The sequence below is a fragment of the Alteromonas abrolhosensis genome, from assembly GCF_001953635.1.
In the GTDB taxonomy this organism is placed as follows: domain Bacteria; phylum Pseudomonadota; class Gammaproteobacteria; order Enterobacterales; family Alteromonadaceae; genus Alteromonas; species Alteromonas abrolhosensis.
On the sequence record NZ_MEJH01000003.1, the window covers coordinates 354,320 to 368,512 of the forward strand.

General features: G+C 45.3%; 10 protein-coding genes and 1 riboswitch. Of the genes, 3 read left to right on the forward strand and 7 right to left on the reverse strand.

The genetic code is table 11. The features are described 5' to 3' along the window. The first annotated feature begins 27 nt into the window (after positions 1 to 27). A riboswitch (cobalamin riboswitch) is annotated at positions 28 to 293 on the forward strand. Positions 294 to 384: 91 nt separating this feature from the next. The 3 genes from BGK61_RS03645 (at position 385) to BGK61_RS03655 (ending at position 3,938) form a co-directional block, all read left to right on the forward strand. Further along, positions 385 to 2,307, forward strand: a complete 1,923-nt coding sequence (locus BGK61_RS03645) for a TonB-dependent receptor plug domain-containing protein (protein ID WP_234349515.1) — start codon at positions 385 to 387, stop codon at positions 2,305 to 2,307. A 321-nt stretch (positions 2,308 to 2,628) separates the two neighbouring features. Continuing rightward, the gene (locus BGK61_RS03650) at positions 2,629 to 3,261 is read left to right on the forward strand and encodes a thiol:disulfide interchange protein DsbA/DsbL (RefSeq protein WP_014997294.1); all 633 of its coding nucleotides are present in this window, start codon (positions 2,629 to 2,631) and stop codon (positions 3,259 to 3,261) included. Positions 3,262 to 3,347: 86 nt separating this feature from the next. Further along, positions 3,348 to 3,938 carry an HD domain-containing protein gene (locus BGK61_RS03655; RefSeq protein ID WP_014997293.1) on the forward strand — a complete coding sequence of 197 codons (591 nt, stop codon included), beginning with the start codon at positions 3,348 to 3,350 and terminating at the stop codon, positions 3,936 to 3,938. 58 nt (positions 3,939 to 3,996) lie between these two features. On the opposite strand, the gene BGK61_RS03660 is transcribed toward BGK61_RS03655, so the two are convergent. The 7 genes from BGK61_RS03660 to BGK61_RS03690 form a co-directional block, all read right to left on the reverse strand. Further along, the gene (locus BGK61_RS03660; protein ID WP_076026011.1) at positions 3,997 to 5,217 is read right to left on the reverse strand and encodes an alginate export family protein; all 1,221 of its coding nucleotides are present in this window, start codon (positions 5,215 to 5,217) and stop codon (positions 3,997 to 3,999) included. Positions 5,218 to 5,346: 129 nt separating this feature from the next. Beyond that, positions 5,347 to 6,249 carry an ABC transporter ATP-binding protein gene (locus BGK61_RS03665; RefSeq protein WP_076012554.1) on the reverse strand — a complete coding sequence of 301 codons (903 nt, stop codon included), beginning with the start codon at positions 6,247 to 6,249 and terminating at the stop codon, positions 5,347 to 5,349. A 16-nt stretch (positions 6,250 to 6,265) separates the two neighbouring features. Continuing rightward, entirely contained in the window at positions 6,266 to 7,261 is a 996-nt protein-coding gene (locus BGK61_RS03670; RefSeq protein WP_076012555.1) for an ABC transporter permease, read from the reverse strand. Between the two features lie 88 nt (positions 7,262 to 7,349). Next, entirely contained in the window at positions 7,350 to 8,759 is a 1,410-nt protein-coding gene (locus BGK61_RS03675) for a CmpA/NrtA family ABC transporter substrate-binding protein (RefSeq protein ID WP_076012556.1), read from the reverse strand. A 573-nt stretch (positions 8,760 to 9,332) separates the two neighbouring features. Beyond that, positions 9,333 to 10,649, reverse strand: a complete 1,317-nt coding sequence (locus BGK61_RS03680; protein WP_076012557.1) for a methyl-accepting chemotaxis protein — start codon at positions 10,647 to 10,649, stop codon at positions 9,333 to 9,335. Positions 10,650 to 10,933: 284 nt separating this feature from the next. Further along, positions 10,934 to 12,532 carry a GGDEF domain-containing protein gene (locus BGK61_RS03685; protein WP_076012558.1) on the reverse strand — a complete coding sequence of 533 codons (1,599 nt, stop codon included), beginning with the start codon at positions 12,530 to 12,532 and terminating at the stop codon, positions 10,934 to 10,936. A 4-nt stretch (positions 12,533 to 12,536) separates the two neighbouring features. After that, a complete protein-coding gene (locus BGK61_RS03690) occupies positions 12,537 to 14,054 on the reverse strand; it encodes a bifunctional metallophosphatase/5'-nucleotidase (protein WP_014997286.1) in 1,518 nt (505 codons plus the stop codon). Positions 14,055 to 14,193 lie beyond the last annotated feature (139 nt).

The following is a 14,193-nucleotide window of genomic DNA, read 5'->3' on the forward strand; positions in this document are numbered from 1 at the left end:
GTATTCGCTATCACTTTTTAACTTCGATATAATCGATGGCGTGTAGGTGCTCTTGTCTAATGCCATATTAACTACGGTGACAAGGGTTAAACGGGAAATCAGTGAAAAGCTGATGCTGCCCCCGCAACGGTAAACTCAACGCATTGTCGTTTTCTTTTCATACGCCACTGTCTTTTATATGTTTATGCGCGCTCCTGCGTAACTAAACACCAATAGATGGGAAGGCAAAAGAGCCATTACATACTTGGTAATGGTGAGTAAGCCCGGATACCGGCCTGTACTTCATGGTGTCATTTGCTTACTCCCCTTCGAAAATAAGCAAAAAACGTACACTTTCCCTAATCATGTGCTCGGGTGGAGCGCATCAAAGACAACATAAAAACCATGCGTACACATTTTACTAAAGCAGCCCTAAGCGCTGCAGTTATCTCGTGCATAAGCACAGCTACCTTTGCCCAAAACTCTGACCAAGACATTGAAACTTTAACGGTAACAGGCACACGTTTGCCTATTTCGTTAACTAAACTTCCTGGCTCAGTATCGGTGCTAACTGAAAGCGACATTAAAGCTTCGGGCGCACTTCAACTTACCGACCTTATTCGCGGCTTACCTGGCGTAAGCTTGTCTCAGTCAGGCAGCCCTGGTGGTTTAACAGAGCTGCGCGTGCGCGGCAGTGAAACAAACCACCTGCTTGTTTTAATTGATGGCGTTGTCGCCAACGATGTAGGTCAAGGAAGCCTTGTTGACCTTGCTCACCTAACTAGCGCCAACGTGGTGCGCATTGAACTTTTGCGTGGCCCGCAAAGCGCTAGATGGGGCAGTGGTGCTATCGGTGGTGTATTAAGCATTACCACCAAATCTGGTCAGTTTACCGATAATGCATCACACGTAGACTTCTCTGCAGGCGTTGGCACACAAGGTACGCTACAGGGCAGCATGAACGCGCGTTCGCAAAGCGATAACGTGGGTGTTTCAGCATACGCCAGCTACATTCGCACCGACGGCGACAACGTATCTCGTGTAGGTAACGAAGATGATGGCTACGACAACATGACCGCTGGCATTAATATTAATTATGCTGCAACGTCTGAACATACGTTAATTGCTAACCTTCGCACTGTTCAATACGAGAATGACTACGACGGCACTGACTTTGTTACGACAGGTCTCCCCGCTGATTCAGACAACGTGACGGATGGCTCACAACTTAGTGCTAAATTAAGATGGGAGTTTGCCCCAGAAAATACCGGTTATCGCGCTGCGCTAAGTGCGCATTATCGTAAAGACGAAAGCGACAACACAGAGTCTGGTGCAGACACAGGTGGCACTACCGGTGAACGTATAGAGTTAAACTGGACAGCTTTCTACACTATCGACAACTGGGATCTCGCTGGTGGTGTTGAATATCTTCAACGCCTTTTTAACCAACGTGGTCCAATTGCGTTTGGCGATCCGAACCAGAAACAGCACGACAACACTTATAGCATATTTGCCGAAACAAACGGACAGTTAACCGAATCACTAACCGCAACACTAAGCGCACGATTCGACAATAACAGTGAGTTTGACAATGCCGTTAGTTATCGCGGCGGCCTTACTTGGCAGCTTAACGATTACTACGCAGTTTTTACCAGCTATGGTAAAGCCGTTAAAACACCCACCTTCACCGAGCGCTTTGGCTACTTCCCTGCAAGCTTCATCGGTAATCCAAACTTAGAGCCTGAAACCAGTGAAGAGTGGGAAGTAGGCGTTAAAGCAAACTGGAAGTCACTGTCAGCACACATCAGTGCCTACACAACCGACCTTGAAGACGAAATCAATGGCTTTGTTTATGTGTCAGATTTGGGCGCGTATAGCGCAGACAATATTGATGGCGACAGCTCTCGAGAAGGTATTGATGTGGAACTTAGCTGGGACAGTGGCTACGGCGATTTTACCGCAGCCTATAGTTATCTTGATGCGGAACAAACCGACAATGGTATAACCACCACTGAACTGCGTCGTGCCCGACACCAAGGGTCATTAACCTATAACACTGACTTTGGAACCCAGAAGTTCAGCTTCTATACCAAGCTAGCTTACACAGGAAGCCATTACGACACCTTCTTCCCTCCTTACCCTGAACCGTCTCAGACATTGGCGCTATCAGCCTATACGCTTGCAACCGTTAATTTGGGCTATCAGATAGATAAGCAGTGGCAGGTTTCGTTGAAAGTCGACAATGTATTTGATACCGATTACGAAGACATCGTGGGTTATGCTGGTCAAGAGCGCCGAGCTCTGCTTCTTGTTAACTACAGCATGTAAGTGATGTAACGTTAATGAACCTTCTGTTGAGCGTTGCTTAAAGGCAAAACTCAACGTGCAATCAACAAACAATGAAGGGCTATACATGGGTATAGCCCTTTTTGTTAGGCTTCTGTTAGGGTTTGTTGATTCAGATTCTGTTCATCATGCCGTATTTACAGTACTGCATTTACACGATGGGTTACCTTGCCATTGAATCGTGTTTTTTTAGTGAGCTTATCGCGTAGTAAGGCATTGAAGTAGAACAGGTCCTAGTTAAGCGAACAAGCCTGTGATAATCTCATTATCGATAATAGTTTTTTGAACATAGGATTATATTCCATGAAAAAGTTTGCAGTAATGTTTGTCATGGCAATGCTTTTGCCACTAACAGCCTGCGCTCAAGAGCCGGCGTCTAAATGGAAAGAAGGTACTCACTATACTGTGCTTGATAAAGAAGCTACAGATAAGCCAGTAATTACAGAATATTTCTCATTTTGGTGCCCTCACTGCTTCCAGTTCGAGCCAATCGTTGCACAAATTAAAGAAAAGAAAAGCGACGGTACTAAATTCAATAAAGTACACGTTAATTTTATGCGCTTCACTGGTCCTGAAGTTCAGGACGATGCGACTAAAGCCATGCTAATTGCTCGCGCGATGAAGCAAGAAGACGCAATGAATGCAGCAATCTTTAACTATATCCACAAGCAACGTGCATCTATCACAGGTTTGAAAGACCTTCGCAATATCTTCGTTGTGAACGGTGTAGACGGTGAAGAGTTTGATAAAATGGCTAAAAGCTTTGGCGTAAATAGCATGGTACGTAAGAATCAACAGCAAATTGATGAGTATCGTGAGCACTTAACTGGTGTGCCAAGCTTCATCATCAACGGTAAATATCAACCTACATTTACCGCTGACATGACCTTTGACGATATCGCAGATCTAATCGTGTGGTTATCTGAACAGAAATAATTTGGTTAATAATTTAGCCACTCATTATACTTTGAATAATTAAATGGGCGCTCAGGCGCCCATTTTTACGCCTTGGAGAATCCCCAATGTATGCTGTAAGCGAGTTCGCTGACTTTATTTGTGAGCTTGACCAACTAAAAGCGGTAAAACGTCAAATCACCCTTCCCTGTGATAACTATCGACAAGAAAACTCCGCAGAGCACAGCTGGCATGTTGCGCTAATGGCCAATATGTTAAGCGAGTACGCGGTAAAACCCATCGATGTGACACGCGTCATTCGCATGATCCTTATTCACGATATTGTGGAGATCGATGCAGGCGATATGTTTGCTTTCAATCATCCAAACGACCATGACGCACAAGCCGAAAAAGAAGTGGCCGCTGCAAAGCGCATCTTTGGTTTATTGCCGAGTCCACTTGATAATGAAATGCTCGAGCTATGGCTTGAATTTGAAGCTGCAGAAACCGCTGATGCGGAATTTGCCAAATCAATGGACCGCGTACTTCCCGTTTTTCAAAATATGAAGGACAACGGGGGAAGCTGGAAACGCCACGGTATTGCAAGAGAGAAAATTGAAAAGCGTAATGCCCACTTAAAGTCTTGCGCACCGGCGCTGTGGGACTACGTTATGCAGCAGCTTGATGTGGCTGTTGAAAAAGGCTGGCTAAGTCAATAACGACTCAGCCAGACCTAAGGTATCAATCACACCACAACGGTGTAATAGGGCGTTGTAATTAAAAGCGTGTACCAATCCACATCCAGAAGCGATTGGTATCCACTTTTATATCTCCCGCATCGTAAGTGCCGTACTTGATGCCGAAATCATACTTTCCCGCAAACTTCTTCGTATATTGCACGTTAATTTCACTACCTAAATCGTCCGCACCATTGCTGCTGTCGTCAGCGCTGAAGTCATGGTAAGCCAACAACCATTTACCACCGGCTAAACCACCAGACAATGAAAACTTAAGATCTTTTAAGCCCTGTTCAGGCGTGCCCAAAAACTGATCAGTCCAACCGTTGAATTTGTGCAGCGTGGCTAGCGGCGTTGCAAATCCGTACAACCCGTCGTCTGAGCCCAATATTTCGTAATCAACCTTAGCCGTCACGCCAGAGAGCGTGGCTGCGACGTACGCATTCAAATAAGAGGCGTCAAAGTCGGTGGCCGCTTCGCCCGCGCCAGCTTCGCTTGACTGTGTGGCAAACTCAGCACCGTAAGCCCAATTAACGCTGTCACCTTTCATCTTTCCATCATAGCTCACACCATAAGTATCCAACGCGTTGTCTGTATCGTTGTCCACCTCTAATAGGTAAGCATAAGCCACAAATTTGCCGATTTTAGATGTATAGGTGGCATGAAGAATATGATCTTTAGAATCTAAATCTGCCGCTTCTGCGAAAATACGGTTGCGTTTGTACAGATAGCTATAAAATAGCGCTAGATTGTCGGTCGCCGCATATTTTGCGCTTACTGCATCGAAGGTCTGGCGGTCTTGTCGCCAGCCAACGTGGCCAACAAATCGATGGTCATCCAACGTAATCACTTGTCGCCCTACTCTGGCGGTAAAATTATCCGTCTTATATTGAATAAAAGCTTGGTCAACTTCGGTGGTTTCAGGGTCGGCAATGACCGAGTACTCACCCACGTTAAAGCCCGTGGGCCCTACGGTAAACTCATCTTGCCCCAATACAATGCGGCTATCTTCAACCTCGGCTGTAAACGAGAAGCCATTAACACTACCCGAGCTAAACCCCAAACGGGTGCGCAAAGTCAGTGCACTTGCATCTTCTAATGCATTATCTTGATCAACAGATTCATAACGTAAATTCAGGTCCGCCCATGCTTTTGAATCACTAAGGGCGGCGTGAATATCGGCAGCCATTACGCTGCCGCCTAGTACTGTCATAACAGATGCCGCCAGCATCTTGATGCCAAAGTTTTGTAACGTGTTCATGTGTATTCCCTATCGGTATTGGTTTTTATTAGTCAACACTTACCCAGCCAGCATTAGAATGCCGGTTGAAAAGTACTGGTTTTGGTTGGTGGCGGAAAAGGCTTCCGTCTTAGTCAGGTGCCGATAAAGCTAGGCGGCATCTGATTTCTTAGCGTCTTTTTTTTCAGATGACACCCCGCTGGGTTTTGCTTGTTGTTGCGATTGTTTGTTAGTAGTTGGCGCTTGGTTTGCGCGTGACGAAACGGTTTCAATCTTCTTTTGTTTGTCGTAAAGAAAGGTTAAGACTTCATGTCTGTAGTGGTTGTACTGCTTGTTATCTGCAAGTGCTAATCTATCTCGTGGACGCGGCAACTCAATATTTAGAATTTCGCCAATGGTGGCCGCTGGGCCGTTATTCATCATAACAATGCGGTCTGATAGCAATACCGCTTCATCCACATCATGAGTAATCATAATAACCGTGTTACCCAAATCAGCATGAATTTCCATTAGCGAGTCTTGAAGGTGAGCGCGAGTTAGGGCGTCTAGCGCACCGAACGGTTCATCCATTAGCAGCACTTTTGGCTCCATTGCCAACGCTCGTGCAATGCCCACTCGCTGTTTCATACCACCTGATATTTCACTGGGTAATTTATCAAGGGCGTGGGTCATGTGCACAAGCTCTAGGTTGTGCATGATCCAGTCACGCATCTCGTTTTTACTCTTGCCTCTCATGGTCGATTTTACGGCTAGCTCAACATTTTTGTATACCGTAAGCCAAGGTAATAAAGAATGGTTTTGAAAGACTACTGCGCGTTCAGGTCCAGGCTGCTTCACTTCTGCGCCATCTAAAATTACGCCGCCGGTAGTAGCTTGGTGCAAACCTGCGACGATATTCAGCACCGTTGATTTACCGCAGCCCGAATGGCCAATTAACGACACAAATTCACCTTTACTGATTTTAAGATTCACATCTTGAAGCGCAGTAAAGGGCCCCTTCGGTGTGGGGAAGTCGATACCCACCTGCTCTAACTCTAAGTGTTTAGTGTGCATAAAATTCTCCTCAAAATTAGCGTAGTACGCTCGACTTGTCCCAGCTTACAGCGCGCTGAATCGATAACATTAAGCGGTCTAGTACAAAGCCAATAGCGCCAATGGTGAGCACTGCGACCATGATTCTCGCTAGCGACTCCGAACTACCGTTTTGAAATTCATCCCACACAAACTTTCCTAGACCCGGGTTTTGGGCGAGCATTTCTGCTGCAATCAGTACCATCCAGCCAATACCCAGCGACAATCTAAGTCCCGTAAAAATCATGGGAATAGAAGATGGAAGTACTATTTTGGTGAGATGCGCAAAGGGCGTAAGACGCAATACTTTACTTACGTTGATTAGGTCTTTATCAATATTGGAAACGCCTACAGCGGTGTTAATAAGAGTTGGCCATAAACAACAAAGCGAAACCGTAAAGGCAGAGGTGACAAATGATTTAGAAAACGCCGGGTCATCGCTAACATAAAGGGCACTTACTACCATAGTCACCAGCGGCAGCCACGCTAGTGGTGAAACTGGCTTGAACAACTGGATGAGCGGATTTATTGCAGTGTAGGCGGATTTACTTAAACCACATAATATTCCCACAGGAACCGCTATAATCGATGCAATAAGGAACCCCACCATGACGGTGTAAAGGCTTGTCCAAATTTGGTCAAAGAAGGTGGGCGCACCGGTGAACTCTCTGATTTTTGGCTGATAAGTGGGGTCTTGCGCTACACGCGCTGCATTTCTTGCTTCTTGACGTTGATAAAATGCATCCGCCTTTTCACGCTGTGCAATATGCTCGTCAATTAACGCACCTGCCTGCTCAAAAACTTGTGCTGGCCCTGGGAACTGCCCCAGCGACGTGTCGATACTTTTTGCAACACCATTCCAAATCGCCAAGAACATTAGCAAGCCGATAACAGGCAACAGCAACGCAGGCGTGGATTGATATAAACGGCTCAACACAGAGTTGGCGTTTGACGGCGACGATGGAAGGCGAAGAATGGTTGTCATCTTGCTCATTGCTTGCTCCTGACACATGATGTGCGCTATTGCGCGGTTTATGCCCCGCCCTAGTTAGAACTGAAGGCGGGGCCATTGAACCTGACACTTACAGTACAGTGTCGCCCTTAAGTCCTATCTTAAATTGCTCTAAGTATGCGTTAGGTTTGCTTCCATCAAACGTCACGCCATCAATGAACTCGCTCTGAGGCGGCTTGTAGCCTGTTTCCGTTCCAAACTCAGGGAAATCAGACGCTTTAGCTTTACCTTCGGCAATTAGTGCTTTAGCTGCCTGAGCATAAACCTCAGGTTTGTAGACTTTTTTAGCTGTTTCTTTATACCAATCGTCAGACTTTGCTTCTGAAATCTGGCCCCAGCGGCGCATTTGTGTGAGGTACCAAATAGCATCACTGTAGTATGGGTAAGTGGCGTTGTAGCGGAAGAACACATTAAAATCAGGCACGTCACGCTTGTCACCTTTCTCGTATTCGAAAGTGCCTGTCATGCTGTTAGCCAGTACGTTTTCATCCGCACCTACGTAGTTACTCTTGGCAAGAATCTTTACCGCTTCAGGGCGGTTAGCATTGTCATTCTCATCCAGCCACATTGCCGCACGAATGAGTGCTTTAACCACACGAATGTGAGTATTAGGGTATTTTTCTGCCCAGCCTTGGCTTACGCCGAACACTTTTTCAGGGTTATTTTTCCAAATTTCGTAATCGGTGATCACAGGTACACCAATACCTTTGAATACTGCCTGTTGGTTCCACGGTTCGCCCACGCAGTAGCCATAGATAGTGCCGGCTTCCAGCGTGGCAGGCATTTGCGGTGGAGGTGTTACAGACAACAGTGCCTGAGCGTCTATTTGACCTGCTGTGTCACCTTTATGCGGCGCATAATATCCAGGGTGAATTCCACCTGCCGCTAGCCAATAGCGTAGCTCGTAGTTGTGCGTAGAAACCGGAAAGACCATCCCCATGTTGAACGGCTTTCCTGCGTTGCGGTATTCATCAACCACTGGCTTTAAATAATCGGCCTTAATGGGATGTACTGGCTTGCCATTTTCCTGAGGAATATGCGCCTTCATTTTGTCCCAAATTTCATTAGAAACGGTAATACCATTACCGTTGAGATCCATGCTGAACGCTGTTACCACATGCGATTCCGTACCGAAACCAATGGTGGCGCCAAGGGGCTGACCAGCCAACATGTGGGCGCCATCTAATTGGCCGTCAATTACGCGGTCAAGCAGTACTTTCCAGTTAGCCTGTGCTTCTAACGTAACGTAAAGCCCCTCGTCTTCAAAAAAGCCTTTTTCATAAGCCACAGCCAGTGGCGCCATATCAGTCAGCTTGATAAAGCCAAATTTAAGTTCTTCCTTTTCAGGCCAGCCTATCGCTGGAGCCTGTGCTGCCACACTTGCAGAAAAACTTGTTACAGTGACGGCAAGTGCTGCACATACTCCAGCACTCGCCGTTCGAAAGCGTTTTAGCAGTGATGTTGTCTTTAACCCAGTCATACGTGTTCCTCGTAGCCAAAAAAAAACCCACCAGCTTACGACGTATAACCGTCGAGCATGGTGGGCTTCGTTGCCGTGTTTGTAATATCGGAGTTCTTACAAACGCATCAAGTTGTTAATGGTAAGTCAGGAATTCCCGCTCACACACCTCATCTTTAAGGGAGGTTTATTAAAAGCTTTAGCTTATAAAACCATCTTTGTTTTTATTATTATTCACTTGCCATAAATGCCGGAGATGATGATGCTTCCTTACCGCTCTCCGCTGAATCCTATTTGTTTACCCTATGGTAAGTGTTGTGCATTCCACTCTGCCATCGCATTTGTGTTAGCACCCGTTGCTTTATACAGCAACGTTGTTATTGCATGGATTATTTAGCACCCATCGTGCCAGAAATGTAACCATCTAAAATATAAGGAAATTAGTGAAAAAAGAAAAAGGGTAATGTGATAATTAATTCGTTTTGGTGCACCAAAACAGTGGGGGTGTTCAACCTTGGTGCGGGTTTGTTATCACCAAGGTTGAACAAATTGACTTGAAGACGCTAAAGGCTGGCGTACTCGATTAATGACCTTCTAGAGTCGTTTGGTAAATTGTCCGATAGCGTTAACCACTTCGTTCGCACCGCGCTGTATTTCGCTCATCGCTTCACCTGATTGCGTTGAATACTCTAGCGCTTCACGAGCTTTCTCTTGCCCAGCTTCAATCAGCTGTACCGCATTTTCGGTAAGCTTTCTGTTTTCCACTACTACATTTACGATTTCTTCTGTTGCGCTACTGGTTCGCGATGCTAACTGTCTTACTTCATCGGCAACGACCGCGAAACCACGCCCTTGATCGCCCGCACGGGCAGCTTCAATAGCGGCATTTAGGGCAAGCAGGTTGGTTTGATCAGCGATTCCACTAATACTTTTAACTAGGTCTGCAACCTTTTGAGATTGCTCATCAAGGTCTTTAATTCCTTCACTCGCATTGCCCATCTGTTTGGTTAATTCATTCATCGCTTTAACAGTAGAGTCAAGTACCTGGTTACCCTTGCGTGCTTGCTCACCTGTTTCTTGCGAGATATTAAATGCAACATTGGCAGCTTCAGAAATGGCGAATTCACGTTTCATTTGCTCGGTGATAACGGTTGCAAACTTAACCACTTTATAAAGATTGCCATCTTCATTTCGTATGGGGTTATACGACGCTTCTAGCCAAACTTCGTTTCCTCGACTGTCGATACGCTTATAACGCCCCGACTCTAATTGTCCTTGCGCTAGTCCACGCCAAAACTGCTTGTACTCTTCAGAGTTCGCTTCTTGTTCCGTACAAAAAATCCGGTGATGCTTTCCGACTATTTGCTCCAACTTGTAGCCCGTACCCTTCAAAAAGTTTTCATTGGCTTTGATGATGGTACCGTCCAAGTTGAATTCTATAACTGCAGAAGAGCGATGGAGCGCCGCAATCATGTCTCTAAGTTCGTTGCTATAGGAAATATTGCGGGTTTGCTCAGCCATATAGAAAGCAATGCATTTTACGTTTCCATAAGCGTCGTCGATGGGCTGTACGATGCCTCTAACCCAAATTTCTTGGCCTTTTGCATTGTTGAAACTAACCGCGCCATGCCAGTGGCGATGAGTTTTTATCGCGCCTAACATGTCTTGCGTGTCCGCTTTTTTCAGCGCATGTGGGTTCATTAGGCTTTCAAGCGACTTGCCTTCTAGTTCAGAAATCTTAAATCCTGTTGCTTGAGCATATAGATCGTTAATCGCACGTATACGGCCTTCTGCGTTTAACTCCATATACAACATTTCTTCGCGAAGCTCTTCCTGAACCGTTTGATATGCCGCTAGTTCCTTCTCTAAACGTTGGTTTTCGGCTATCAACTCTTTATTTTTGAAAAACATCCTGCGCTCCTAATGAACTTCGTCTCACGCATTATTTACCGGCCAGCTTTGCTCATAACAAAGCCTCCCTGACAAAATAGGCATTGGCGTATCACTCTGAAATACGGTTAGTTGTCTGAAACAATAAGCTAATTTTTCTTGGTTTCGATTAAAGATAGCAGAGGAAATGAAGTTTATTAGTGAATTACAAAAATAAATTTGAAGTTTTTTTGTTCAAAAACCAAGTTAAATAGAATTGATGTTCGGATAAATCGAATGAGCAACAATAGGTTGCACAGCGTTACTTAGGGTAACGACGTATACACACAGCGGTTACGGCCTCCAGTCTTAGCATCGTACAAGGCTTTATCTGCAGTATTAAGAATCGATGTTAGCGTCCAGTTATGATGATGCTCAAAATTAACTGTCGCAACACCTAGACTCGCAGTAATGACTGATGAAACTGGGCTCTTACTATGCGGTATCTGTAAAGACTCTATAGCTTCCCGAATCTCTTGTGCCTTAATTTTTGCCCCTTTTTCGTCGGTGTTAGGCAAAATAGCAACGAATTCTTCACCTCCATAACGCGCACAGAAATCCGTGTTGCGGGTAATCACTTCGTTAAGACTAATGGCCACTCTTTTTAGGCATTCATCCCCTTTTGTGTGGCCATAGTTATCATTGTACAACTTGAAACTATCTACATCCAAAATAACCACAGTCAACGGCCAGTCATACCGTTTCGACATAGCTATCGCTTTTTCCATTTCCATTTCGAACGCCCTTCGATTTGGAATATTAGTAAGGGGATCACTAAGTGACAAACGAATCAATTCAGTTTCCTGACTCTTCACTCTTTCGAAGTACAACGCAAAGGTTTTAGCAAGGCGAGAAATTTCATCACTTCCTTCAAACGTGGCCACTGCCTCGCTACTTTTTTCAACTAAGTTAGTTAACGCTATTAAGCGTAGAATTATGCGTTTGTATATGTAGAAGATAATGGCACAGCAGATAAGCATGACGACTAGAGAAAGCGCCAGCGACAGGATGATTTGTTTTGATACTAACTTGTTAGCAGAGATTGCATATGAGGAGGTATCTTTAGTGATTGAAGAGGCTTTAAACTCAATATTTGATGCTACTTCTTCAGCGAGGTGCTCTACAAAGCTGCCTCGACCTCGGGAACGCCCGCGTATTCGCATTACGTTGGCTTGCTTATCGACCATTCCCCATTTACCCAATACCCCTTCCTCAAGCGCACTTACCAGTTCACTGCTGCGCTTATCGAGCGTCGCGGCTTCACGCAACGAGGCAATGCTTTCCTCGATATTATCTTCTAATTTTCGCAGCTCGTGCAGTTGGAACTGCTGATTTATTTGAGCAATTTGTAATATCAAGGGAACTAGTGCTTCAGAGGATTGGATGCCCGAGTAGTGCGCTTTATTGTATTCAAAGGTATTGTTGAGATAGGTGAACAGCACTTCCCTTTCCACCCGTACTTCTTTTTCTACATCGATGCGCTGTCGCACCAACGCATTTAGCTCCTCTATTTCTAACGTGAGCACCTTCAATTGGGTTTCCAGGTATTTATCCCCTTGCTCTAGCTTTAAGTTGGACGCATCAAGGCGTGCTATCGTTTCGTCTAGCTGGGTTTTAATAATGCGTCGTGACGACTGACTCTCAGACGATGTCAGCCTCGCAGTAAGCGAAATCAAATGCTGAACTTCTCTAGTTATTTCAGTTGCTTGACTTAAGGTAGGGATTGACGATGAAGTAATATCTTCAAGCACTTCACGTACGTCATTTAGGCGCAACAGCGACAAAACCAAAATGAGCAGAAAGAGCCCCATCACACTACATTGTGCAATGATAAATAAATACAGGGTCTTTTTCTTATGCTGCATCTTGTCAGCCGCCTTTTACTATATTTATTATGCGGTTATCCGTTGATGGCTCAATATCGTATTGCTTTACAATGGCTTGCATAACCAAGTCTGAAATTTGCGGTGGGCGAGTGCTTAACGCTGGGAGCTTTTCGGTATTTTTCAATGTGTAGAAACCGTCGCCGCCATTGGCCAGAAAATTACTTGTGGCTAGTGAATATGTCTTGGATTTATCTATCCGCTTTCCGTTAATGGTTACATTCTTAACCCTTTGTAATACTTTGGCTGTAGGGTCAAAACTATACGACATGCCAGATACGTGAGGAAACCCACCCTTTAAGTTCTGGTATTGTGATAGCCCTTCTTCGAGCACTTGAATTAGCTGAGCTCCGGTAATGTCTAACGCTACAACGTGCGCACGAAATGGCATTTCAGTCACGATGTCTTGTCGGGTAATCGGCGTACCTGCTGTATATCGTTTATTACCGCGGATACTACCTCCGTTAATAAGGGCGATATCTGTATTGGCATAGCGCCTAATAGTGTCAGCGACGAAGTTTACAAAAGGGTTTTCTTCACTTCTCACCTCTTTGCGTACCGTCGATACGTCAATTTTCCACTCCCCAATTTGAATGTTAAGCAAACGCTTCAGGCGTGCTTCATATTCGACTAGTTGCTCATTTAATTCAGCATTAGCTGCAACCTCATCCAATGGCTGCTCAACGTAGGATATGGGCTTCCACCCCGCATTTTTTTCAAAACTCGCAACTACCGCTGTGCCCTGCTGTGTGAGTACCATGCTATTTGGATGACGCGTAGCTTCGAGTAAACTTTTCTCGTCCAGGCGGCTATCTGTTATGAAAGCAACGTCTATTACGCGATTGTTCAGCATGGTGTTAATAAAAGGAAATGGGTAGGAATAGTGGAGTAAGATGATGTCTACACCCTGTTGGCGCAAACGCTTGGACTCTTCCATAATGGCCTTTTGCGGAGGCGTAATAGAAATATCAGATAATTGATACTCTTCGATAACTCGCTCGTGAAGCACTGAAATAACGCCTAGTGTTAAATCTTCTTTTTCAACAATCACCGAGGTGTGCAGTCCGTCAGGTGAGCGACCTACTCGATTATCTATCACATTACTCGCCACCAAGGGAAAGGCGGCTTCATAAGAACGAAGTGAGAGCTCATCTTCATAGAAGCTGAATTCTCTCTTTGTAACTCCCATCACATCCGGTTCGAGAGAATTTAAGATATCAATGATATGGGAGCCGCGATCGAACGAAGACAAGGCACTAGGCCCAATAGAACCACCGCCGAAAATGAAGAAGACGGTTTCACTATTTTGCCGCTGTTGTTTTACGAGAGTTTGAAGATTAGCGTACCGGCCAGTGCGAGGGTCGCTGATATTCGGCATGTCTGCGGTAAGGACAAAGGTTGCGCTTGATGTAGCTGGCTGTTCCCGGCCTTCAGATACAGCATAGCCTGCTCGAAATAAGAGCGATAGGCCAGCTAAAAATACGAGCCACTGCGTTAATCGCATAACACCACTTGAGGTACCCTTGTTAATACTATTAACAAGTATAGCAATGATTAAGTCAATGCGACGATTGACTATTTTTCCCCTATCAAGTGGGTTTTAATGCACCGCCCCGCGGTTAAGCTTCTATTTAGTGGCCAGC

Bases quoted from the DNA above. Each gene is read 5' to 3' on its own strand.
- BGK61_RS03645 (WP_234349515.1), top strand. From the start codon at position 385: ATGCGTACACATTTTACTAAAGCAGCCCTAAGCGCTGCAGTTATCTCG.
- BGK61_RS03650 (WP_014997294.1), top strand. From the start codon at position 2,629: ATGAAAAAGTTTGCAGTAATGTTTGTCATGGCAATGCTTTTGCCACTA.
- BGK61_RS03655 (WP_014997293.1), top strand. From the start codon at position 3,348: ATGTATGCTGTAAGCGAGTTCGCTGACTTTATTTGTGAGCTTGACCAA.
- BGK61_RS03660 (WP_076026011.1), bottom strand. From the start codon at position 5,217: ATGAACACGTTACAAAACTTTGGCATCAAGATGCTGGCGGCATCTGTT.
- BGK61_RS03665 (WP_076012554.1), bottom strand. From the start codon at position 6,249: ATGCACACTAAACACTTAGAGTTAGAGCAGGTGGGTATCGACTTCCCC.
- BGK61_RS03670 (WP_076012555.1), bottom strand. From the start codon at position 7,261: ATGAGCAAGATGACAACCATTCTTCGCCTTCCATCGTCGCCGTCAAAC.
- BGK61_RS03675 (WP_076012556.1), bottom strand. From the start codon at position 8,759: ATGACTGGGTTAAAGACAACATCACTGCTAAAACGCTTTCGAACGGCG.
- BGK61_RS03680 (WP_076012557.1), bottom strand. From the start codon at position 10,649: ATGTTTTTCAAAAATAAAGAGTTGATAGCCGAAAACCAACGTTTAGAG.
- BGK61_RS03685 (WP_076012558.1), bottom strand. From the start codon at position 12,532: ATGCAGCATAAGAAAAAGACCCTGTATTTATTTATCATTGCACAATGT.
- BGK61_RS03690 (WP_014997286.1), bottom strand. From the start codon at position 14,054: ATGCGATTAACGCAGTGGCTCGTATTTTTAGCTGGCCTATCGCTCTTA.